Below are 23,646 nucleotides of genomic sequence, written 5' to 3'. Positions count from 1 at the left end.
TATGAATATCGCGATTATCTTGCTGTTCACCGTCGTTATCATTCCCGCTGCCATTACGCAAATCGGATATCTGCAGATTACAAGGATGAGAGTAAAGAACGATCTCAGGCTGTTCACCGTGCTGGAAAAAGCCGGACTGTACAGCAGAGAGCAATATGAGTCGCTTCAGAAGAACGAAGTGGTCATCACAAGTTTTGACGGTTTAAAGCTGTGCGGCGCAGCCATTGAGAACAATCCCGGCTCCAAGCATTGGATGCTTCTCGCACACGGCTATACCGGATCCCGAGCCGTATCCACCCAATTCATCGATTTGTTCACAGAAGAGGGCTACAATGTCCTTCTTATCGACCAACGCCGGCATGGGCGAAGCGAAGGACGTTATACCACGTACGGCTATTATGAGAAACACGATGTGCAAGCGTGGGTTCGCTGGCTTATTCGGCAGTATGGACAGGATGTGGCCATCGGGCTTCATGGTCAATCGCTGGGAGGCGGGACCGTGCTTGAATATTTGTCCATTGCCGAGCCGCAGGTCAAGCTTGTCATTGCCGATTGTCCGTATTCCGATTTGACGGATTTAATGCGGCATCAGCTTACACGCATTAACAAAATCCCTTCGGTGCCGTTCCTGTCTTGGGTCAATGCCAGAATACGGCGCAAAGCCGGGTTCAGCCTCGATCAAGTCAGTCCGATCCGTGCTGTTCGGAACAGTACACTGCCGGTTATGTTTATTCATGGTACCAAGGATAATTACGTGCCTACCCGAATGAGCATCGAGATGTTTGAGGCCAAACCGGAACCGAAAAAACTTCTTCTTATCGAAGGCGCTATCCATGCAAACGCTTATCACGTTGATCCCAAGCAATATCGGGAAAGCGTGCACTCTTTCCTTCGTGAACATATAGATCAACCCGTAAGAGCACCGCAGGTGGACGCTGAACGAGTATCACAGCCGGATACGGAAGCTGCGCCTGCCCCGCATTCTTTCCAGTTGGAGTTGGACGGCTCACTTGAAACGATATAGACCGGAGTTTGATACTTCATATCTCTTCAAAAAAGCCCCCGCCTGCACGCGTAAGAACCAGCGTGAGTCGGGGGCTTCTTCTAATGTTATACCTATTATCTACCTACGCCATGGAGTCTGCCTTCTTCGGATTCACCGGTTTAAGCACTTCATCACAAAGCTCCTTAAGCCTGCTCTGGATTTCCTTGAATTCCTCGATCCCGGCTCCCGTGAGACTGTATCCTTCCCCGTGCGCCGTCAGGAAGTTCTCCTCGGTCAAGCGTTCGAGCTCATGCTTAACCTCCCGGTCGCCAACCTTATATCCATGGCGCTCCAACTCGGGCTGCATCTCGCTGATCGTTAGGTCCCGCTCATGGGCGTGATAGAGCATATGAATACCGATAAACAAATTCTGTACGTCTGCCCGCATTAAGGTCTCTCCCTCCATCTGATTAAAATTAATACCTGGTCATGTCATACATTACCCTTGCGCCTGGAAGAGGAATCAGCCGGATCCTCTTGATGCTTCTCTTCTCCGTGGCTTGTCCCTTGACGAATATCATATACTTATACTAAGGTCATTAAACCAACGCGAATAAAGGAAGGACGGAAATCCACATGTTTCAAAACACACCCTATGAAGGCACCCGGAGCGAGCAATACGTACAGGTCCTGAACCAATTAAAAGCACTTATACACGATGAGCCCAATGCCATTGCCAATTTGTCCAATGCCTCTGCGCTCCTCAAGCAGTTTCTATCGGATACGAACTGGGTCGGCTTCTATCTCTATGATGGTAAAGAACTGGTGCTTGGACCGTTCCAAGGTCTGCCCGCTTGCATTCGGATTCCGATGAATCGTGGCGTTTGCGGCACGGCTGCGGCTGAACAGACGACACTGCTTGTTCCCGATGTACATGAATTCCCCGGGCACATTGCCTGTGATGCAGCTTCGAACAGCGAAATTGTCGTTCCGATAATGGTGGACGGGGCATTGTATGGCGTTCTCGATATCGATAGTCCGCTAAAGAACCGTTTCGACCAGGAGGACCAGGCTTTTCTGGAGGAGTTTGTCCATATATTGGAGGGCCAGCTCACTTTATAATCAGGATGTTTTCACGTATTCTTCCGTACACTAACCAAGGATTTGAAACCACAATTCTTAGGAGGAATACACGCTATGTATCAAATGAATAACAATAACTCGCAAATTTCGCAGCAAATTCGTCAGTGCGAGCAAATTCTTCAGCAGTTAACCCAACAAACGCAGCAGGCTTCGGCTATGTACCAGCAGTTGATGCAGCAGGAGCAGCAAAATACAGCCCGCCTGGAGGAGCTCGCTCAGCGAGAGCGCCAAGCGGCACAGATGATCCAGTCTGCCCTTCAAGGCCATCAACAAGCGATGCAGCAGTATCAGCAAATCTCCCAAATCGTTAGGCAAGTCGAGAATTCCGTGCAAGCTCACAACCAAACACAGCACATTCAGCCTTCGTTTGGCCAACAGGGTTTTCCTAACACACATCAAGGCCAAGGCTTCCAATAAGCATAAGAATGTTAAAAGGGGTATCTCATAGGTCGATAAGACCTGCGAGATACCCCTTCCATCGTTATTTACTTCGTATCTTCACTTACGCTGAATTCGATCTCGGCTTGTATCTTATACCTCTTCGGCTCTTCCCCATTCGAACCGCCCGGGTCCGCCCCGTGCGACTGTAAATCAATCACGAAATCCGCAGATCCGTAGACGACGTAGTGCCCGCCCGGAAAACCATCCTTCAGCGAATGGATGAAATCCTTGTACCTTTTGTCGTCCCTGCTATCGTAACCGCCGCCGATTTTGTAATATTCCCGCAGTGGCTCGCCCTTTTTCAGCTTGGTGGTGATATAAGGCTCATTCATGGCGTAACTGATGTTGTAGTCCCTTGTGAGCTCTTTCATCGGGAAATAAAAGGCGGAAGCCGCATGGCCGATCGTAATCTCATCCTTTTCGCCGATATATTCCAGCTCCCCGTATACTTGAACCTGATCTCCCCGTTCATACTTCTCTTTCTCGCTAACGAGTCGATACACGAAGTCGCCGTCGGTCATTTCCGCCTGACTTCCCCTGGCAGCTTTATTCAATGTAGGATCAGACGGAGCCGCCCCCTGCGTCTCCTGCTTCACACAACCTGTTAGCATAATAAGCAACAAGATAAACCCGATATAAAGGTATCTTTTCATCTTTACTTTCACCTCAACTTCCAGACGGATGATCTGAAGGCAATGTTGCATAGAAATGCAAAAAAGCCGCATCCAACCCCCCTCAAATTTGCGAAGTTTTGGATCGACTTATACTCAAACTGTACTATATAATGGCAGCCTGAATTATGATGGCCGCAGGATACATTGAATTTTCAAGACTCGTAAATGTTCTTTACCCGTCCCACCTGGCCATCTTGAAGTCGTACTTTAATGCCTTGCGGATGGTTCGGGGAATTGGTCAGAATATCTTTAACAACGCCACGGGTTAATTTGCCCGTTCGCTGATCCTGCTTCAATACGATATCAACCTCAAGTCCCGGTTTGATATTGGAACGCTGTCCACCATTCATCGTCGTCCCTCCTGTCCATTTCTTGATGCTGTCCGTTCTCTATTGTCCACCTTACTAAAAATCAAAGGCGAAAAGCAAATCCCAAATAACAAAGGACTGCCCGTTAAAGATCGTTCAGATCGATTCGGACAGTCCTTCTATCTCATACTAAGTATGAATATATACTTAATGAAAAAATGACACAGATACGTTACAGGACGCTTCCGCCATGCACGAAGCGATTTTTCCAGGAATCACCGAAGGTGCCTACCAGGACACCACCGGATTGTTTCGAATACGTATGCAGCAGTTTATTATCTCCCAGATAAATAGCTACATGCGTGATCCGCTGTTTGGACTTGTCCAATCCGGCATAGGCGGATGCCGATGAACCTCTGTAACTCATAAAGAATACCAGATCCCCGCGTTTTAATTGATTCACGTTATATACAGCAGTTCCTTTGTCCTTGATGTACTGCCCTTGCTTGCGGGAATCGCTTGGCAGCGTAATGTTAGCGCCGTCCATAAATGCGCGGCGGACAAAGGCCGAGCAGTCAAAGGTTTTCGTTGAATTGCGGTTAGAACCGAATTCATATGGCGTGCCCAAATACTTCATGCCTGCACTGATTACTTTTTCAACGCTTGCGCTTGCAGAAGGCGCAGTGCTTCCCGAATTGCCGGAATTACTGCCGGAATTGTTAGAAGAGCCGTTACTTTGGTTAATATATTTAGAGGAAGCATATCCTTTCTTACCCTCCGAAGTTTTAATCTTATACCACCCTGAGCTGCTGCCCAGAATTTGAACGCTGTCACCTTTATACACACGATCCAAGACTTTACCCGAAGTCGAAGGCTGATTGCGCATATACACATTCGAGCTTGCTACACCTTTGGTTACTGACTGCACGCTGGCAGCAGCCACTTCATTCACAGACCCATATCCGTAAGAACCAAGAACAGCTGCTGATAGAAGCGCTCCGGCCATCAATTGTTTAAAGCTTTTTTTCGAGAAAATAATGATCTCCCCCATCTCGTTAGATTGTGGAATGACGAAATTGTCATTTTCGTGATCCCGCAATCATTATAGACAGGCTATGTCTTGGGACGCATGCTACCATCCTCACAAAAACGTATGCCAACTATTGGTAAAGAGGGGGACTTTAGTCTCTTTTTATACTTTAATTTAGTATAAATAGATTATTTTAGAAATAATACATGCCAAAATAACCCAACCATCCCGGTATAACGAACTCCGGAATTCTCTGTTGGGTCTTTCTACTTACCATATATACGTATTTTTTGTTGTTATTGTTGCATGAGAGAATATATTTGAATCACTCCGACAGCTAAAAAAGCCTGTCCAGACGGGCATCCCCATCTGACAGACTCTAGTTTATCGTACATCCTAAATTTCATTCCACTACAATTTTGTAAACATTTAACCTTATGGCCTCTTGGAATAGAGCGGATACCCAGGGTTTTCCGGTACGTCAATCAGGATGACCCTGACATTCTCTTGCGCCTTAAGGCTCAGCGTCTCGCCATGCTTCGTATCCATTACCATAAAGTCCCGCTGACGAAATTGGAGGCTTTCCTCTTCGGCACAAAAGCTGCCCGCTCCCCTCACGGCAAGCACAGCCGCTCTCCTGCCGGACTTCAATTCATACTGAGCTTCGTTCCCGGCCAGAATCTGAATATCCAGCATCCTCACATCAACGGATAAATCAGTTGGCGCAGAACCGCCAATCATCGTTTTAACCAGCCCACCCTGTATGCGGGTTACCGGAAAGGAATCCGGTCGATACTGACGACAGGCAGGATTCTGTTTCAATGAATCGCGAAGATACGGCTCGAACCAAATCTGAAATCCTTCTGCATCCGGCCCAGTGAGACGTTCCTCGTGCGTTAGTCCGGAACCCGCCCTCATCAATTGCAGGCCTCCAGCCCCCAACTCATTGTGCGTACCATGCGAATCCTTATGAACGCCCTTCCCCTGAATCATATAAGTTACGATTTCAAAACCCTGATGGGGATGAGGCGCGATATAACCTTCGACGGGCGAACGAAACCAGGACCAATAGAAAAGCGGTCCCACCCGGGTCACGGCAGACCCTTCTCCGGAGAAACCGATCGGCTTCTGCTCCGTTATCCTTCCTCCATCGAGAGAGCCCTTGCTCTGATCCTCGGGTGGATATACATTTCCTATCATGTCCAGTCTCCTCCTTTCACCCATCCATGATGACCTTGAACAGGTGCTGCATTGATTGTCTCGGCTTTAAGATAGTATCCACGATAACAGAATATATATCAACATCCTTAAATTCCCTTATTGAGGATGCATATTTGCGAATCACTTTTCAGTTTATTTTCAGTTTATGTTCAGTTTTCATTCAGCTGGAGCACGTATGATAAAGTTGAAGGAATGAGATAAGGGGAGTTTTGTGTTATGGAATCAATGCATCGTATTCGCATTTTGCTCGTGGATGACGAGCCGCATATCCTGCAGTTTCTGGAGCTTGGTCTCCATAATGAAGGGTTTGTGGTGCGGACGGCCCCCGATGGGGAATCTGCAATAATGGAAGCAAGCCGCTTCGAGCCGCATATCATCGTTCTCGATGTGATGATGCCGGGAATGGACGGACTTGCGGCATGCCGGCGCTTGAAGGAGGAGGGCCGGGATGTCGCGATCATCATGCTTACCGCAAAGGACGAGATTGATGACCGTGTGAAGGGCCTCATGATCGGCGCGGATGATTACATGGCCAAGCCCTTCAGTTTCGAAGAGCTGCTTGCCCGAATTCAAGCAAGGCTGCGCAATCAGTTCCCGAGCCTGCTGGGTGAACTCCAGCTTGGCCCATTCACCATCGATGACCGCAAGAAAGAAATTGCATACCAAGGGGAGGCACTTGAGCTGTCCCCCACGGAGTATAAGCTGCTTAAATTGCTTGTGACCAAACACGGCAGCGTTTTGAGTAAACCAAACATTTTGAATATTGTGTGGGATTATGACTTTGGCGGAGAGGACAACATCGTGGAGGTTTATATCCGATCCCTGCGCGAGAAGCTCGGCGATAAGGAACACCGGGTCATTCGCACGCTTCGCGGAGCCGGCTACCGGGTTGATTTGCCATGAGTTTGCGAATACGTTCATCCGGACCTACGTCTCTACGTACGCAGCTCCTGTCACGATCCCTCATCGTCTTGGCGCTTCTGCTCGTGCTGATCGGCGCATTGCAATATGTGTTAATGAAAAATGCCCTGTTCCGCAATCAAGCCGAGGCTCTTTCCCTTCAGGCTCGCTCTATCCCCGTGGAGATATGGGAGCCTGATCGGGAGCCGCGTAACCGGTCTGCAGGGCGAAATAACGAAGCCCTTCCGGAAAATCCGCGTCAGGGAGACAGACCTATGTTTTTTCTGCCAAACATGTCGCTTGCCAAGATAGAAGTTGACGGAGGGTATACCGACCTCGCCGCTGGCAATAGCCTGTCCGCACCACAGCTGACAGCAGAGGTTTATTCAGCGATTCTGGAAAAATTCCAGGGACGTCAGCCTATTTCGTATGTAGTGATCGACAATGCCGAAGGCATCGAGCAGATCATTGTCTTTCGTCCTTACGGCAACCCAAACAGCCCCTCAGGTGTGCTGCAGCTTGGATTGGATACGCAGCCGCTGCATGCCGTTCTATTGCGGCAGCTGCTGATTTTTGCCGTACTGGCTTTACTTGCCATGGCTGCGGGGATTGCATTGTACCTGCCTTTGCTGCGCCGGACGCTCCACCCGCTGAACCAAATGGTCAAAACGGTCGAACGCACGGATGCCGGAAACTTGGCGGAGCGATTTCCTGCCGTGCAGGGTCAACGGGAGATTGACCGCTTGGCCGAATCGTTTAACGGCATGCTGGAACGGCTCGAGGATGCGTTTGAAGCCGAACGCGAAGCCAAAGAGCAGATGAGGAGGTTTATTGCCGATGCTTCGCATGAGCTGCGAACGCCGCTGACTTCGATTCACGGTTTTCTGGAGGTGCTGGGCCGCGGCGCCGCCGACAACCCGGAGCAGCTGCATGCTGCACTATCCAGCATGCACGGGGAATCCAAGCGCATGAAGAAATTGGTCGAGGATTTGCTTCTGTTAGCCAAGCTTGATCGCAAGCCGGAGCTCCATCTGCAGGAAACCCGGCTGGATCAACTGCTGCTTGAAATGGAGCCTCATCTCAGGATGCTTGCCCAAGGCAGGAGTGTAGCGATTCAAACGATACCGTTGCTGTGCCGGTGTGATCCCGATAAGATCAAACAGGTCATCTACAACCTCTTTCATAATGCGGTACAGCATACTGACTCTACCACAGGGCAGATTACCGTATCGGCTAATAAAACCAAGGACCAGGTCGTATTGCTGGTTGCCGATAACGGAGCCGGGATTCCGAAGGAGCATCTCCCCCATCTGTTCGAGCGCTTCTACCGTATCGACGAATCCCGGACCAGACAGTATGGTGGTGCGGGTCTTGGATTGTCCATTACCCAATCCATCATTTCCGCGCATGGGGGGCAGATGAACGTGGACAGCAAGGTCAACCAAGGAACGGTTTTTCGTGCCGAGTGGCCGGGCATCAGTCCCTAGCCTGTAATCCCCTTCATGCACCGTTCGTTCACGAAGCGGCGGTCTGTAGGAAATTTTTCGTTTCAGCAGCGATTTCCGTTGTCTTTGCTAACATATTTTTTCCTTAAATCTTTACAATTTGGTACAATACAGTCGGTACTAGAATGTCGAATGAAGGGACTATGATCGATATGTTCAAAATCTTTATTGTCGAAGACGATACCGGACTGGTTAACCTGCTGAAAGAGTATCTTCATAAATTCGGTTACATGACGCAGTCCGTTCATGACTTCGAGACGGTACGCGATCAATTTGAATCGTATGGCCCCCACCTTGTGCTTCTGGATATCAATCTGCCAAAATACGACGGCTATTATTGGTGCCGGCAGTTCCGCAGCCTCTCCACCTGCCCGATTATCTTCATCTCCGCCCGTGACGGGAAAATGGATCAGGTGATGGCCTTGGAAAACGGCGCCGACGATTATATAACCAAACCTTTTGACTACGAGATTGCCATGGCCAAAATCAAGAGTCAGCTCCGGCGTGCCTACGGCTCCTATGCTGTCGCACAGAATGAGCGGGTTCTGAGCGTCGCCGGGCTTACGCTCGACGTTGAGCGTCTCTCCCTGTCGCTTGAGCAGACCCAGACGGAAATCAGCCATACCGAAGCCAAAATATTGGACGAGTTAATGAAGAAGCCCGAGCAGATCGTCAGCAGAGACCGGCTTCTCGAGAAAATATGGGATGATCAGGCCTTTGTGGACGATAATACGCTGAACGTATACATCACCCGCGTCCGCAAGAAACTCGCTGCCCTCGGAATCGAGGATGGCCTTCAAACCGTGCGCGGTCGCGGCTATCGACTGGTACCGAACTGGAGGGACGAAGCATGAAGCTATTCCTGCAAGAACAGCGTCCCTTAATAATGGTATACATTGCCCAGCTTATGTTGATAACGCTCATTTACAGACTGGATGGTTATCGCAATTTGACGGTCAGTCTGTACGCGGGCATCATCAGCTTACTGCTGCTTCTCGGCTATCTGGCCTTTCGCTTTATTGCCAACCGTTCGTTCTATAAACGATTAGAGCAGCCACTCCCGGGAGAATCCCTCACCGGCGAATCCTCGGCAGAATCCTCTCACACTCCGCTCGCTGAAGCGCTTCATCAGCTGCTAAAAACCCAGTTCCGGCATTACACCACGGATCTGCATAACTATAAACATAAAATTGAAGGACATCTTCAGTTCATCAACCAATGGGCCCACCAGATGAAAACGCCGATTTCGGTCATTCACCTGATTCTTCAGGATGACGATGATCCCCGTTTCGCCGCGATCGGCGACGAGCTGGACCGACTCAAAAAAGGGCTTGATCTGGTGCTGTATACCGCAAGGCTTGATACGTTCGAGCATGATTTTCACGTGGAAAACCTGCCGCTTCAACGAATCGTCCGTCATGTCACTTCCGAGCAAAAGCGTTTGTTTATCCGGCGGAGAATTTACCCGTCCATCCGGATCGATTCCGGACTAACGGTGGCCACGGACGAGAAATGGCTCTCTTTTGTACTGACGCAGCTGCTGACCAATGCGGTTCGGTATACACTGAAGGAACAAGGCACCCTCTTTTTTAACGGCTACACCCGGGAGAATCAAGTTGTGCTTGAGATCCGGGACGAAGGCATCGGCATTCCCCAAAGCGACCTGCCGCGGGTATTCGACCCCTACTTCACCGGAGAGAACGGTCGCAGGTTCCAAGAATCGACAGGCATGGGGCTGTTTCTTGTCAAACAAATATGCGATAAGCTTGGACATGCCTTCGAGATCGAATCCAAAGTGGATGAAGGAACGACGGTCCGTATCATTTTCATGGATTCTTCAGGCCACATTGCTCAATAGCTTCATGGCAAGCAGAGCCTCTGCTTAGTGCCCATTCGGATACTATGGCAGTGGCAGTCCCTGATCTAACATCTAACTTACGGCCGTTCAAGAAACCTTACAAGGTTGTAAGGTAACTGTAAGTTACGAATATGGCATGGAGGCGACCGAATCTTTTACAATGAGATCATCGTTATAGAGGAGTGAAGATATGCTCATCCTGAGCGTCAAGCATCTATCCAAAATCTACGAGGGTAAAGTGGCGTTTCAAGCGTTGAACAATATTCACTTCAACGTCGCCAAAGGAGAGTTCGTCGGTATTATGGGTCCATCCGGCAGCGGAAAAACCACGCTCCTCAATCTGATTGCAACCATTGATCAGCCCACGGCCGGGGAAGTGATCATCAATGGGCGCAATCCTCATCTTCTCAGCAGAAGCGACACCGCTCTGTTTCGGCGCAGGGAGCTGGGCTTCGTCTTCCAGCACTTCAACCTGCTGGATACGCTCACCGTTGAGGAAAATATCGTTCTACCGTTAACGCTGGAAGGCATGCCGCTGGACGATATGGGCAGCCGGCTGAGCCGGATCGCGGATCGACTCGACATCGGTTCCATTCTGCATAAGCATACCTATGAGATTTCCGGCGGACAAATGCAGCGCACTGCCATTGCCAGGGCGCTCATTCAGGAGCCCTCCCTGATTCTCGCTGACGAGCCCACCGGCAACCTGGACTCCAAAGCCTCCAAAGAGGTGATGCAGACGCTTTCCGCATCGAGTAAAGAAGCTTCCGCAACGATTCTCATGGTCACTCATGATCCGGTGGCAGCCAGCTACTGTGACCGCGTCTTGTTCATCAAGGACGGACAACTATATAATGAAATGTATTGCGGTGACAACCGCCAAGCCTTTTTCCAGAAAATCATCGACATGCTGGCTTTACTGGGAGGAGGCAGTCATGACCTTTCGACAATTCGCTTTTAGGAATGTCCTGAGGAATAAGCGGACCTATGCAGCCTATTTCTTAAGCAGCGCATTCTCCGTCATGATATTCTTTGTGTGCGCGCTGTTCCTGTTCCATCCTTCGATAGCGGGCGAGATGTTCTATCCGGTTGTTATCCAAGCGATGCTCGGCGCCGAGCTGATCATGTATGTATTCTCGTTTTTCTTCGTGCTGTATTCCGTCGGGGCCTTTCTAAAGACGCGCAAGCGCGAGTTCGGCATTCTGTTCATGCATGGCATGACGGATCGCCAGTTTAACAAGATGGTATTTCTCGAAAATATGATCATCGGCGTAAGCGCCATTGCAACGGGCATCCTTTTCTGCGTCATTACAGGCAAGCTGTTTCTGATGGCTGGTTCGGCCTTTCTTGGAATCCCACCCCTGCCGTTTCGACTGCCCCTGCGTGCGCTTGGACTGACGGTCGCAAGTTACGTGCTGCTGTTTATCATTATCTCGCTGTGCACATCCTGGCTGCTGCGTCCTAAAGCGTTGATCGATCTGTTTCAGTCCGGACAGCGGCCGAAAACCGCGCCCAGGACATCGCCCTGGTTATCCATATTGGCAGCCGTGCTGCTGGTGGTCAGCTACAGCTTGGCGGCCACAACAAGCGCGTCAACCCTCGCGCTGCGCATGTTTCCGGTTACCTTCATGACGATGATCGGCACCTATCTGTTGTATACGCAGTTAGGCGTTGCTCTTGTGCGAAGGCTGAAACAGAGCCGCCGGTTAGCCTGGAGACGGACCAAGCTGATCTCGCTATCCAGCCTGCATTACCGGCTTAGGGATCATGCACAGATGTTCTCGATGGTAACCATCGTGCTGGCTGTTTCCTTTTGCTCGGTAGGCGTATTTGCCTCCATCCCGGTGCTCACGAAGCAATTCAATGAGGATTTCCCTGCTGCCATCGGCTATCTTGCCAAAACGGGAGACACTTCTGAGAAGCAGCATTTACATGAAATTCGACAGGAGCTTGAATCGAAAAAAATACCGTTTGAAACGCTATCGTTTCGCGTGAAATATACGGAAGCCCAGCCGGCTTCCGCGCAGGTCGGGCAGTTGCAAAATCCGTTGGCACTGATCTCCTTCTCCGACTATAAGGCGGTGGTGCTGATGGCGGGGCTGCCATTTGATGAACAGCCGCTGAGCGGTGAGGATGCTCTTGTTCTCATTGCCTCGCAAAATGACAGAGCTTATATTCGCCATCGGGAGCACGCTTCATACCGGATCCATGATTCCGAAATCCTCCTGCATGAAACCGGTTATTCCGATCATGTCGGCGTACCGGAATATTTGCTGCCGGAAATGGACAACGATTCCCGTTTCGGCGGGCTTGTGGTCAGTGACGAAGCCTTCGCCGCCATCACGAATCCGGTCCGGCTAGAGCGGTACACCGGCTTCTATGTGGATGACTTCACGAAGACTGAGGGCATCGTCCCTCATCTGGCCCCACGCGGGGCGGTGCGTTATGAGATGGACCGGACCTTTGCGCTGGCGGTCAGCGGCACGCTGTTTGCCCTCCGGGATAGCCTGTACAATATGCTGCTCTTCGCGGCACTGCTTGTGGGTACGGTGTTTTTTATCGCGGCGGGAAGCTTCCTGTACTTCCGCCTCTATGCCGATCTGGATTATGACCGCAGGCATTATGCCACGATATCCCGGCTTGGCATGACCGATAAGGAGTTCCGGCGGATCGTCACCGGACAGCTGGCGCTGCTGTTTTTTGTACCGATCGGCCTTGCGATTGTGCACAGCATCTTTGCTTTTGTCGCGCTGCAGAGCTACTTCTATTTATCCATTGCGGCAGAAATGGGCATCGTGCTGATCAGCTTCCTGATGATGCAGGTTATGTATTTCTTTTTCATCCGCAGTCAGTATTTGCGCAAGCTGAAGCAGACCCTTATATAAAGGATGTAAGCAGCATTCTTACTTTGAAAGAGGTGTAACTTTTGGAAAACTGGATTACGGATATTATGGAGCAGTTCGGCTATATCGGCATCCTGCTGATGATTGCCCTGGAGAACGTGTTTCCTCCAATCCCCTCCGAGGTCATTCTTACCTTCGGCGGATTCATGACCACCTACACGAAATTGACGGTACCAGGCGTAATTATTGCAGCTACGATCGGATCTGTAGTCGGCGCTGTTATTCTGTACGGGATTGGTCGCCTGCTCGATGTCGAGCGGCTTGAAAAAATCGTGGATCGTTGGGGGCATATCCTCCGCGTTAAAAAAGAAGACATCCGCAAGGCGGATGCGTGGTTTGATAAATACGGCTACTGGACCGTGCTGTTCTGCCGCATGATTCCGCTGATCCGAAGCCTGATCTCCATCCCGGCGGGGATGTCCAACATGAAGTTCGGCATGTTCCTCCTCTTCACGACAATCGGTACACTGATCTGGAACATTATTCTGGTATGCGTGGGAGCCGCCGTCGGTGATTCATGGGAAAAAATCGTGGCTTTCATGGACGTCTATTCCAATATCGCTTATGCTGTAATAGCTGTGGCCGTGATTGCGTTTCTGTTCCTTTTCTTCCGCAAGCGGAGAAAATCAGCTTAAAATCGGGTGCCCGCTGAAAAGTTGAAGATTGGATCACGCACTTCATGCCATTCATCATTCATATCATTACATTTAATATTTTTTGTAAGGGAGAGACTATAGGTCATGGATTTTTTAACTATCCTCAAAGCAATTATTCTAGGAATCGTCGAGGGACTGACCGAGTTCGCTCCTGTATCCTCTACCGGTCATATGATCATCGTTGATGATATGTGGCTGAAATCCGAGGAGTTTCTGACGAAATACGTAGCCAACACCTTCAAGGTTGTCATTCAGCTTGGCTCCATTCTCGCCGTCCTCGTTGTGTTTAAGGACCGCTTCCTGGATCTCTTGGGACTCAAACGCAAAAAGCCTGAAGCCGGCGTACCGGCGGGTACAGGCAGATTGAAGCTCAGCCAGGTTATCGTTGGTTTGATTCCGGCCGGTGTTCTGGGCGTCTTGTTCGAAGACCTGATTGACGAGCATTTATTTTCCACCGAAACGGTACTTATCGGACTTGTGATCGGAGCCATCTTCATGATCGTCGCCGATAAAGTCAGCTCGAAAAAAGAGCCGAAAGTGGTCACTGTCGACCAAATTACGTACAGACAGGCATTCAGCGTCGGACTGATTCAGTGTCTGTCGCTCTGGCCGGGCTTCTCCCGCTCCGGCTCCACCATCTCCGGAGGCGTCATGCTCGGTATGAGTCACCGCGCGGCGGCAGACTTCACCTTCATTATGGCTGTGCCGATCATGTTCGGAGCCAGCTTACTGTCGCTGCTAAAAAACTGGGAATACTTCACGCTGGAGGCTCTTCCGTTCTTCATCGCCGGTTTCGTGGCAGCCTTCGTCTTCGCCTTGATCTCCATCCGCTTCTTCCTGAAGCTGATTAACCGGATCAAGCTGGTGCCGTTTGCGATCTATCGGATCGTGCTCGCTGCTATTATTGCGTTGGTGCTTTATCTGTAAAACCGCTCGTTCATGTATAATGAATGCACAAGATTGGAAATAGGCGGGGCTGTCCTTAAGTCATCTTCAATGACTTTTGGGACAGCCCCGCCTTTTATTAAGGGTGCGCGGATAGCTTTCGTACAACTGTATCTCTTTTGTTATAGAATTTCGTTTACCGCGTTCGAGAACCACTTCGTGATGATTTGCGGCCTTGTTATGGCGCTGCCTACAACCACACAATAAGCTCCCATTTCGATCGCTTTTGCAGCCTGCTCCGGTGTGTTGAAGTTGCCTTCTGCAATGACTGGCTTCTTACACTGCTTAATCAGTTCTTCCAGCACGGTGAACTTCTCCACATGCTGAGACTGCGGTGTATAACCAATAAGTGTCGTTCCAATGTAGTGGAACCCCAATCGATCCGCTCGTAACCCCTCTTCCGTTGTGGAGATATCCGCCATGAACTTCTGCGAAGGATATTTTGTAAAGATCGATTGCAGGAATGCCTCATCCTGATCCATCGTTGCTTGTACAGCAATAATCTCAACCCCCGTACCAACAAGCGCATCCACTTCGGTCATGGTCGCTGTAATGAACGATTGCATGCCCGGATAGTCTTTTTTGATAATGCCAATAATGGGCAGCTCAACTTGCTTCTTTATTTCCTCAATGTCTTCAACGCTATTAGCACGGATCCCCACCGCACCGGATTCGGCTGCCGCAATGGCCATACGTCCCATAATAAACGAACTATGCAACGGTTCGCCTGGCAAAGCCTGACATGATACAATTAATCCTCGTTTCACAATATGTTCCCTCCATGCCATATCCTCTTTTATTCTTCTCCAATAGCCTCATTTATCTTTTGTTTAATTAAGTCGGCTTTTGCGCCAAATACAGCCTGAATCCCGCCTTTTACTTCCAATACTGCAGTAGCACCCAGTTCTTTAATTGTATCCTTATCTACTTTCGATACATCTTTGACTGCAACACGAAGTCTTGTAATACATGCATCGACATCTTCCAGGTTCTCCTTGCCACCAAGCGCATTCAGCACTTTCATCGCGGTCTCTCCAATGCTGTCCTTGGTTTCAACCGATACGCTCTCCCCATCACTTTCACGTCCAGGTGTCGCCACATTGAATTTCGTAATTAAGAAGCGGAACACAAGGTAATAGATGATAGCCCAGAAGAGCCCCACAATAATGACATAGATCCAATTCGTTTTGGCATTCCCCTGCAGAACCCCAAAGAGCATGAAGTCGATGGCCCCGCCAGAGAAGGTATTCCCGATACGAACGGATAACATATCCGCGATCATAAAGGATAGACCATCTAGAGCCGCATGAATCACGTATAACCAAGGAGCGACGAACAAGAACATAAACTCAATCGGCTCCGTAATCCCTGTCAGGAACGATGTCAGCGCTGCACTAAAGAACAAACCAAACACAAGCTTGCGACGGTGCTTCGGAACGCAATGATACATCGCTAGACATGCCGCAGGAAGACCAAACATCATCGTAGCAAAACGTCCTGCAAAAAAACGGGTTCCTTCGGAGAACATTCCAACATGATTCGGATCAGCCAGTTCGGCAAAAAAGATTTTCTGCGCACCCACCACTTGCTGACCTGCAACCGTGGCGACACCGCCCAGCTCTGTGAACCAGAACATCGGATAAATCATATGGTGTAGACCGACAGCACCTGTAAGACAAAGCAAGAATCCGTATAAATAGGTACCGAAATATCCCATTCCGGCTATAGCAGTCCCTGCCGCTACCAGCCAGCCTTGAAATGTGGGCCAGATTAAGAAGAAGATCCCGCCTACAAAAATAGCACTAAACGATGAGACGATCGGAATAAACCGCGAGCCTCCAAAAAATCCAAGAAAGGAAGGTAATTGAATCCCCCGGTATCGATTGTTCAAATAAGTAACCAGGATACCAATGACAATAGCCCCTACAACTCCGGTGTCAATGGATTCAACGCTTGGATTAAATACAGTGATCATTGCACCAATCGATGCATTCATAACCAGGAACGAGACGGCTGCCGCCAGGGCAGCAGTACCTTTATCTTTTTTCGCTAACCCCACGGCAAGACCAATACACATGATTAGCGCTAAGTTGGCAAACACAACATTGCCGGCTGCCGACATAATTTGAAAAACAGCTTGTAAAAACCGCGTGTTCAGAATCGGATAGGCAGCAATCGTATTCGCATTCGATAAGGCTCCCCCAATTCCAAGCAGCAAACCCGCAGCAGGCAGGATTGCAATCGGTAACATAAATGACTTACCAAGCTTTTGCAACTGTTTAAACATGGATTTTCCTCCTATTGGATCAATCATTGTATTCCATCGCGATATGTCAATTCTACATCATGAAATTATTTTAGTAAATATAATTTTACTGAAATAATTTTATTAATTGGTAATTAATCTACGACACTTAGTATGAACAATGACAATAAAAAAACCTGTGCCCCTCCAGTAGACGAAAAATACGTCAACTTTTGAGGTTCACAGGTACAATGAAAGCTTGTTATTAATCCATTCGATTATGCTCAAGAATCGTATTAACTGTAATTTGCATCCGACTATTTAAATCCGGATCCGCGAGTAAAATCATGCATAAAATATCTATCGCATACATGACGGAAAATTGACTATTTACAAACCTTTTTTTATCAACAAACAATGTATTGGAGACCAAAATAAAAGAGTCCACTTGTTGCGCCAGGGTACTTTCGGAGAAGCTGGTCAGACAGATGACTTTACACCCATTATTCTTTGCAATTCTGGTTGCGTCGACAATGACAGACGTTTCCCCTGAACTGGAAATCGCAATAACGAAATCATTCTCATTCAATATCGAACTATTGATCAGCATTAAATGAGAATCCGTAATACTCTGCACATTGAAGCCCATACGCAGCAAACGAAGCATCATTTCCTTCGCTGAAAGTCCCGAGCTCCCGATTCCGTATATGTAAATTCGTGCTGCGCTCTTAATCGCTTCAGCAAGTCGATGCAAATATGTAATGTCCAGTAATTGATTCGAACGCTCGATGACCGTCTGATAGAATTTAGATACTTGAATGAGAATATTGTCCTCCGCCGAAGGGGCCGCTGCAGTACGAAGCCTGCCCAACTGAACCTTCAATTCGGCAAAATTATTGCAACCAATCTTCTTGCAAAAATGCGTGATTGTCCCATTCGAGACACCAACATGGTTCGCTAGGACAGATATATTCATGTTATTAATTGATTGACCTTCTTGAAGAATATAATTCGCTACCAACTGTTCTTTCTTCGAGAAACTCGGATATAACTGCTGAATAACCATATAAATATCCATTGAATCCACCACCGCCATTTGGGAATTATAACAAAAAAAGCATATGGATTCAATATTATGGCTATGGGCGTGAATGCTAGTGCCCATCCTGAATCCTAGTTCGTAAAAACGGTATGCAGAGAATGATATCGACTACTACAGTTGCTCCTTTGAATAATACCGTACCTTCTTACCATGACTGCTGGCGTATTCGATCTCGGCCCGAGTGCTGTCTCCAATATAGCCATTCACATCGATTACAAAGATCTCGTCCGACATATCGATTTTGCGGAAGTGCAGCTCTTTAAGCTTGCATTCCTGCTCCTCCGTGATCTCGATCCCGTCGCTCTGCTCAAAAAAACCGACACTAAGAACGATATGTCCGCTTAACGTAAGCGCAGCCTCGACTTCCCGAAACTGTGCTTTAAACTTGGTCGATCCGCATAGCGTTATTACCTGCATAGTACACCTTCCTTTTGGCAAATAGATGCTCGTTTTCTTCAAAATATCGTGGACAAGAAAAGATGCGGATGATAAGAGTTGCTTCTAATGCGCTAAAGCTATCTATGATTGTCATAATAATAGAGTAATTACTCAAGACCATCATAGGAGTAAATATGATGCAACGCAACCATTCATCCATGAAGAAAAAAGAAGAAGCCCTCCGATAAGGAGGGACTTCTGCCTAATGGTTGTATGGGGAATCCCCTATCCATCGACGACCTAAGATTCATTCATTTCCGTGGCAGCGTGAACCCCCTCCACCTCACTCTTCAAACGATAAATTGGTAGGCTCCTCCAGCAGCTCATAGTGAAGATCGAGGTTCGTCGTCGGTACGCTAAGATCCACCTCTTCAAAACGGAGGCTGTCCAGCCACACCTTGCCTGCCCCCATCAGCAGAACACCGATCGAGATCGTCGCGCTCTCCTCTGGTACGTCAAGCACGATGGCGTAGTGATTCCAGTGCGTACTACCCATAATGCGCCGATCGTTCATATTATCGAACTGAAGCACGTCTTCCGCACGGTTATCAACGCGCATCCACAGCCCGCAGTATTCTTTGACGTTCTCGGTTTTGACAAATCCGGAGAACCGCATCCGCTTGCCCGCATACTTATCGGCTTTGAACTGCTGCATCATGGTCGCAAAAGCGCCCGCATCCATGGGGGTAAGGGCTTTAAGGTAACCGGAAGTGCTTCCTTGGTGGACGGTGGAACGGTCAACGCCGATTTCATAATCATGCGGGTGGCTTCCGCTCAGAAACCAGCCTTTTAATTCGGGTTGAGATTGCTGCTGCATATGATCCTCTCCTTTATATTGGCTTGAGTGATGAGCGTGAACCGCAAAGATTTTCCGGTAACGCCCCGGCGGCATGCCGTATAATTTTTTGAATGCTCTCGTAAACGACTCCTGACTTTCGAAGTGGCAGTGCAGGGAAATGTCGATAATCGCAGCCTCGGTGTGCAGCAGAAGCTGTGCTGCATAACAGAGTCTTCGTTTTCTAAGGTAATCCGCGATGTTCATACCGACCTCCTTCCGAAACAAGCGGTGGAAGTGATATGGCGAAAAACCGGCATGGGCTGCAATCTCCGCGAGGGTCAGCTGCTCCTCCAGATGCTGCTCCATGTATGCTATGCTATTTTGGATGATTCGCTGGGTACTCAAGGTCAGGCCCTCCTTTGTTATTAAGAATACCAAATGGAAGAAGGACGTTTTTGATCTTTTTTGCCAACATCAAAAAGCCCCTTCGATTACTAAGATCGAGGAGGCTTTTGCTATGACATGATTCTCATTATGGATCCCGGGAAAGGCTTCCTGCGTGTCGTCGACGGTGACACGTATCCGAGCGTGTATCTGCTGTACGGCTAAAGCCGGAAAAATCGCATTTACCCCAGCGGTTTCAGCTGAACGGTACGCTTGGTGCTAGCGGATTCATACGCTGCAATGGCTACACGGGCAGAATAGTAGCCGTCTTCCCCTGTTATTTCGACCGGCTTGCCGTCGCGGATGCTGTCGATAAAGCTGTTGACAAGACCTGCATCCATATCATCGCCCCAGAAGCTCCACGCAGCTTTACCAGTTACATCGCTGTAGACATCGTTCTTCTGCGCAAAAGAATCAATGTTCAGCACGCCCTTGGTGCCGATGATCTCAAGCGTTACATCTCCCCAGGTCGGGAAGGTGCGATTGCGGGACCAGCTTGGGTCCAGTACAGCAACAACGCCATTCGCGAATTTGACATGGACCATGCCGGCATCGTCAATCTCCGTGTCATTGAAGAGTGTTTCCGCATGGGCGTACACTTCCTCTGCCTTGCTGCCGGTAAACCAGTGCATCAGGTCCATTACATGGACGGTATGGTCCAATACGGCTCCGCCGCCCGATTTCTCCCGTTCGATAAACCAGCCGCCAGGCATGCTTCCCCGGTTGGTTCCCTTCATGGCCAAAATCTCACCGATTTGTCCCGCGTCAATCGCTTCCTTCGCCTGACGCACGGAGGTGATATAACGGCAAGGAAAAGCCGTCATGAGCTGAACGCCATGATCCTTGCACACTTGAATCATCTCCAGCATCTCGGACTCGGACAAGCCTAACGGCTTCTCGCACAGCACATGCTTACCCGCCGCAGCGGCAAGCTTGGTAAATTCCGCATGTCGTGCATTTTCCGAACAGATGACAACCGCATCCAGTTCCTGTGCCAGCAATTCATTATAGTCTGCATAATACGGGATTCCCCGGTCCACCGAGTAAGGACGCACGCGCTCCGCGTTCTCATCCGCGACTCCGACCACCTCGACATCCTCCCGCTTCAGCATGCCTAAGAGATAACTCGCCGCATGCATATGGGCAAAGCTAATAAAGCCTACTTTAACTTTTTTCATGAAATCGTCCCTCCGATCATCGCGGGCTGTCCAGTCTGAGCCGATTGCTCCGCTGCCTGAGCGATTTCAACGGCATAACAAGCATCCTTGATACTGACGAGCGGCTCGCTGCCGTTCCGGATGCACTCGATAAAATGCTGCACCTCGTAATAATATGGGTCATACAAGCTTGGGCTTGAAGGAACCTGTACGGCTGCTCCCTCTCCTGCCTCCGCATTCACCAATTTAATATCCAGAGACTGCACCTGATTGCTATCAAATCTTATGATTCCTTGGTTTCCCGAAATTTCGAACTGCGTCGTAAACGGTCCAGGATACCCCCAATAGCCGGTTAGACTCGCGATTGCTTTATTTTTAAAATGAAGCGTAAGCTGAGCATACTCCATCTCAGGCTCATCCCGCTTAACGGTGGAAGCATATACCGACTCTACTTCCCCGAACAGCCAGCAGGCAAAATCGATATCGTGAATCAAGAGGTCCATGATAACACCGCCGCTCTTGCCCGGATCGTTATACCATCCATCCATGCCCTGCGGATACGAACCGTACCGCTTAAAGTGAGCCATCTTTGGTGTTCCGATGCTCCCGGAGTTGGCCTGCCGATAGGCATCATGATAGTTCGGGAAGAATCGAACGACATGTCCGATAAACAAGCGGACTCCATGCTTTTCGCAGGCTGCCCTCATTTCCAGTGCATCCTCCAGGGTCAATGCAGCCGGTTTTTCGCAGATGACGTGCAGTCCTCTTTCAGCTAACTTCAGCACAAACGGTTTATGGAGATAGGTGGGCAGACACACCGCAACCGTTTCCAAATCTTTTTGTTCAAACAGCGACTCTACATCCGTGTATGCCTTCGCCCCAGTCAAAGCTGCTGCCCGCTCAGCCCGCCCGGCGTTAATATCAACCACGCCTGTCACCGTTACTCCCGGCATTTTCGCCAAATTGTGCGCATAGGCTGTCCCCATCGTTCCGCAGCCCAAAATCGCTATGTTCATGCTTCTCCCTCCAGTATACCTATAATGACTTGAACCAAAAGGTGATACCGTATTCGTTTCGTTGTCCACGAATACGCCCCCCCCTGTTACATTCTTCATGTGACATGACATTCCTGCCTCTATTTCGCATGATTCGTGCTTTTTTGAACTTATGCCGCTAACTTGGTAAAGTGTATATAGAGAGTAGTAAAAATCTTCTATATGACGGTTCAGCCATTTATGAATAACATTCGAATAGGGTCGACAGGAAAGATCCACAGAGAGAAAGGGTGTAGAGTGAACATGTCAGAACTTGTCGTTCAAACGAAAGCCGGGCGTATTCAAGGCAGTTCGGAAAACGGAGCACGCGTATGGAAGGGAATTCCTTATGCGAAGCCCCCGGTTGGCCCGCTTCGATTCCGTGCTCCTGTGCCCCCCGATCCATGGGACGGGATAAAGGATGCCACTGCCTTCAGCCCCATGTGCCTTCAACCGCTTGAATCCACCTCAAGCATGCTAGGCGGAGGAGTGACCAAAACAGTGTCCGAGGATTGCCTCTATCTCAATGTGTGGTCACCCCTGAACACGCCAGCGGAGCCGCTGCCGGTCATGGTATGGATTCACGGGGGTACTTTCGTCACAGGCGCCGGCAGCTTGCCAAGCTATAACGGCACGCCTTTCGTACTCCGGGGCGACGTGATTGTGGTAACAATCAATTACCGGCTGGGTCCGCTCGGCTTTCTCCATCTCTCCCCATACGGCGAAGCCTATTCCTCCAATACTGGTTTATTGGACCAAATAGCGGCCCTACAATGGGTGCGGGATCATATTGCGGGCTTCGGCGGCGACCCCGAACGGGTTACCGTATTCGGAGAATCGGCCGGCAGCATGAGCATCGCGGCCTTACTTGCAATGCCGGCAGCCAAAGGGTTGTTTCACCGGGCCATCATGCAAAGCGGCGCTGCCCAAGTCATGGCTCCGGAACAGGCAAAGATGGTAACGGCTGGTTTGCTTAAAGAGCTGGACATCTCGCCTGACAAGGTCCATGAGCTTGAAACGCTCACAGGTGAGTTAATATTCGAAGCCGGGGAACGATTGAAGAAACGATTTGGCCCCGGCGTCAGCATGATCTTCCAGCCGGTGCTGGAACCGGGCACTTTGCCTCATGATCCGCTGCAGGCTGTTCAATCGGGATGGGCCAAGGACGTGCCGATCCTGATCGGCACAAATCTCGATGAAGGCGCCTTGTTCTTCCGGCCGGACATGCCGCTTGTGAAGGAAGACGATCTTGTACGCACCATTGAAATGATGACCGGTATCCAGGATGCCGCGCCTATCACCAAGGAATACCCGTACAGCATCGACGGACATGCCCAGATTATGACTGACCTGTATTTCTGGCGTTCGGCCCTTCAATTCGCTTCCGCTCAGAGCAAGCACGCGCCGGTGTGGATGTACCGGTTCGATTGGACGCTGCCGAATCATCCGGTTCTCGGCAAAGCGATGCATGCCCTGGAAATACCGTTTGTATTTAACACGCTGGCGCTGTTTCAGAACATCGGTGTTCAAGTCGATGGTGCCACGCAAGCCCTGTCCGACCGGATGCAGGATGCTTGGATATCATTTGCGCGGAGTGGCTCGCCGGATACCGAGGCGATGCCGTGGCCAGCTTATGATCCAGCATCGCGTTCAACGATGATATTCAACAACGACAGCAGGATCACCGAGGACCCGGATGCGGAGAAACGGAACATGCTGCAATTATAAAATGAACAAGCCATAAGCAAGGGCCCTTTTGCGGAGGGGATCCTTATAACAGCAAAAAAGCTGTATCTCCTGGCATGACATCATGGATATCATGCCGGAATACAGCTTTTTGTTAATTTTAGCAGGCCGCACATGCACATACACGACTAAC

24 protein-coding genes are annotated in these 23,646 nt (G+C 49.5%); 12 read left to right on the top strand and 12 right to left on the bottom strand.

Features of this window, described 5'->3' with window-relative positions:
• Window position 1: 1 nt before the first annotated feature.
• Window positions 2-1,024: an alpha/beta hydrolase gene (locus AC0VZ8_RS04160; RefSeq protein ID WP_260068393.1), complete on the top strand. Its 1,023-nt coding sequence runs from the start codon at window positions 2-4 to the stop codon at window positions 1,022-1,024.
• 103 nt (window positions 1,025-1,127) lie between these two features.
• On the opposite strand, the gene AC0VZ8_RS04155 is transcribed toward AC0VZ8_RS04160, so the two are convergent.
• On the bottom strand, window positions 1,128-1,433 hold the full coding sequence (locus AC0VZ8_RS04155; RefSeq protein WP_071221900.1) for a hypothetical protein: 306 nt from the start codon (window positions 1,431-1,433) through the stop codon (window positions 1,128-1,130).
• A 188-nt stretch (window positions 1,434-1,621) separates the two neighbouring features.
• On the opposite strand from AC0VZ8_RS04155, the gene AC0VZ8_RS04150 reads away from it, so the two are divergent.
• Both AC0VZ8_RS04150 and AC0VZ8_RS04145 read left to right on the top strand, forming a co-directional pair.
• Window positions 1,622-2,107, top strand: a complete 486-nt coding sequence (locus tag AC0VZ8_RS04150) for a GAF domain-containing protein (protein WP_260068395.1) — start codon at window positions 1,622-1,624, stop codon at window positions 2,105-2,107.
• Between the two features lie 75 nt (window positions 2,108-2,182).
• A complete protein-coding gene (locus tag AC0VZ8_RS04145; RefSeq protein ID WP_071221902.1) occupies window positions 2,183-2,545 on the top strand; it encodes an AMP-dependent synthetase and ligase in 363 nt (120 codons plus the stop codon).
• Window positions 2,546-2,613: 68 nt separating this feature from the next.
• On the opposite strand, the gene AC0VZ8_RS04140 is transcribed toward AC0VZ8_RS04145, so the two are convergent.
• The 4 genes from AC0VZ8_RS04140 to AC0VZ8_RS04125 form a co-directional block, all read right to left on the bottom strand.
• Window positions 2,614-3,222 (bottom strand): hypothetical protein, encoded by a 609-nt coding sequence (locus tag AC0VZ8_RS04140; RefSeq protein ID WP_475486115.1) that lies wholly within the window; start codon window positions 3,220-3,222, stop codon window positions 2,614-2,616.
• Between the two features lie 173 nt (window positions 3,223-3,395).
• Complete coding sequence (locus AC0VZ8_RS04135) at window positions 3,396-3,593, bottom strand: YwbE family protein (protein ID WP_475486114.1); 198 nt, start codon at window positions 3,591-3,593, stop codon at window positions 3,396-3,398.
• A gap of 190 nt (window positions 3,594-3,783) precedes the next feature.
• Window positions 3,784-4,602, bottom strand: a complete 819-nt coding sequence (locus AC0VZ8_RS04130) for a C40 family peptidase (RefSeq protein ID WP_475487636.1) — start codon at window positions 4,600-4,602, stop codon at window positions 3,784-3,786.
• 414 nt (window positions 4,603-5,016) lie between these two features.
• Window positions 5,017-5,781, bottom strand: a complete 765-nt coding sequence (locus AC0VZ8_RS04125; protein WP_071221904.1) for a pirin family protein — start codon at window positions 5,779-5,781, stop codon at window positions 5,017-5,019.
• Window positions 5,782-6,018: 237 nt separating this feature from the next.
• Here AC0VZ8_RS04125 and AC0VZ8_RS04120 point away from each other — a divergent pair, with 237 nt between their 5' ends.
• The 8 genes from AC0VZ8_RS04120 (at window position 6,019) to AC0VZ8_RS04085 (ending at window position 14,551) form a co-directional block, all read left to right on the top strand.
• Entirely contained in the window at window positions 6,019-6,705 is a 687-nt protein-coding gene (locus AC0VZ8_RS04120) for a response regulator transcription factor (RefSeq protein ID WP_071221905.1), read from the top strand.
• On the top strand, window positions 6,702-8,189 hold the full coding sequence (locus AC0VZ8_RS04115; protein ID WP_475486113.1) for a sensor histidine kinase: 1,488 nt from the start codon (window positions 6,702-6,704) through the stop codon (window positions 8,187-8,189). The genes AC0VZ8_RS04120 and AC0VZ8_RS04115 overlap by 4 nt, the downstream gene beginning before the upstream one ends.
• Before the next feature lie 170 nt (window positions 8,190-8,359).
• Window positions 8,360-9,061, top strand: a complete 702-nt coding sequence (locus AC0VZ8_RS04110) for a response regulator transcription factor (RefSeq protein ID WP_475486112.1) — start codon at window positions 8,360-8,362, stop codon at window positions 9,059-9,061.
• On the top strand, window positions 9,058-10,065 hold the full coding sequence (locus AC0VZ8_RS04105) for a HAMP domain-containing histidine kinase (protein ID WP_475486111.1): 1,008 nt from the start codon (window positions 9,058-9,060) through the stop codon (window positions 10,063-10,065). Before AC0VZ8_RS04110 ends, AC0VZ8_RS04105 begins: the two co-directional genes overlap by 4 nt.
• Before the next feature lie 190 nt (window positions 10,066-10,255).
• Entirely contained in the window at window positions 10,256-11,026 is a 771-nt protein-coding gene (locus AC0VZ8_RS04100) for an ABC transporter ATP-binding protein (RefSeq protein ID WP_475486110.1), read from the top strand.
• Window positions 11,001-12,950: an ABC transporter permease gene (locus tag AC0VZ8_RS04095; protein WP_475486109.1), complete on the top strand. Its 1,950-nt coding sequence runs from the start codon at window positions 11,001-11,003 to the stop codon at window positions 12,948-12,950. Before AC0VZ8_RS04100 ends, AC0VZ8_RS04095 begins: the two co-directional genes overlap by 26 nt.
• Before the next feature lie 41 nt (window positions 12,951-12,991).
• A complete protein-coding gene (locus AC0VZ8_RS04090) occupies window positions 12,992-13,603 on the top strand; it encodes a DedA family protein (RefSeq protein WP_475486108.1) in 612 nt (203 codons plus the stop codon).
• 105 nt (window positions 13,604-13,708) lie between these two features.
• Window positions 13,709-14,551: an undecaprenyl-diphosphate phosphatase gene (locus AC0VZ8_RS04085; protein ID WP_216532568.1), complete on the top strand. Its 843-nt coding sequence runs from the start codon at window positions 13,709-13,711 to the stop codon at window positions 14,549-14,551.
• A gap of 140 nt (window positions 14,552-14,691) precedes the next feature.
• Here AC0VZ8_RS04085 and AC0VZ8_RS04080 read toward each other — a convergent pair whose 3' ends face one another.
• From AC0VZ8_RS04080 to AC0VZ8_RS04050, 7 genes are all read right to left on the bottom strand, one after another.
• Window positions 14,692-15,336: an N-acetylmannosamine-6-phosphate 2-epimerase gene (locus AC0VZ8_RS04080; RefSeq protein ID WP_397376777.1), complete on the bottom strand. Its 645-nt coding sequence runs from the start codon at window positions 15,334-15,336 to the stop codon at window positions 14,692-14,694.
• Between the two features lie 29 nt (window positions 15,337-15,365).
• On the bottom strand, window positions 15,366-16,856 hold the full coding sequence (locus AC0VZ8_RS04075) for a PTS transporter subunit EIIC (protein WP_475486107.1): 1,491 nt from the start codon (window positions 16,854-16,856) through the stop codon (window positions 15,366-15,368).
• Window positions 16,857-17,079: 223 nt separating this feature from the next.
• Entirely contained in the window at window positions 17,080-17,892 is an 813-nt protein-coding gene (locus tag AC0VZ8_RS04070) for a MurR/RpiR family transcriptional regulator (RefSeq protein ID WP_475486106.1), read from the bottom strand.
• A gap of 135 nt (window positions 17,893-18,027) precedes the next feature.
• The gene (locus AC0VZ8_RS04065; RefSeq protein WP_475486105.1) at window positions 18,028-18,333 is read right to left on the bottom strand and encodes a hypothetical protein; all 306 of its coding nucleotides are present in this window, start codon (window positions 18,331-18,333) and stop codon (window positions 18,028-18,030) included.
• A 304-nt stretch (window positions 18,334-18,637) separates the two neighbouring features.
• A complete protein-coding gene (locus AC0VZ8_RS04060) occupies window positions 18,638-19,537 on the bottom strand; it encodes a helix-turn-helix domain-containing protein (protein WP_475486104.1) in 900 nt (299 codons plus the stop codon).
• 221 nt (window positions 19,538-19,758) lie between these two features.
• Window positions 19,759-20,754: a Gfo/Idh/MocA family protein gene (locus tag AC0VZ8_RS04055; protein ID WP_260068403.1), complete on the bottom strand. Its 996-nt coding sequence runs from the start codon at window positions 20,752-20,754 to the stop codon at window positions 19,759-19,761.
• Window positions 20,751-21,749: a Gfo/Idh/MocA family protein gene (locus AC0VZ8_RS04050; protein ID WP_260068404.1), complete on the bottom strand. Its 999-nt coding sequence runs from the start codon at window positions 21,747-21,749 to the stop codon at window positions 20,751-20,753. Before AC0VZ8_RS04050 ends, AC0VZ8_RS04055 begins: the two co-directional genes overlap by 4 nt.
• Before the next feature lie 282 nt (window positions 21,750-22,031).
• Here AC0VZ8_RS04050 and AC0VZ8_RS04045 point away from each other — a divergent pair, with 282 nt between their 5' ends.
• Entirely contained in the window at window positions 22,032-23,495 is a 1,464-nt protein-coding gene (locus AC0VZ8_RS04045; protein WP_260068405.1) for a carboxylesterase/lipase family protein, read from the top strand.
• Window positions 23,496-23,646: the final 151 nt, after the last annotated feature.

The organism is Paenibacillus sp. QJM3NY_38 (assembly GCF_056173265.1).
The sequence above is the reverse complement of the archived record's forward strand: the minus strand, read 5'-3'. Positions and strand labels throughout refer to the sequence as shown.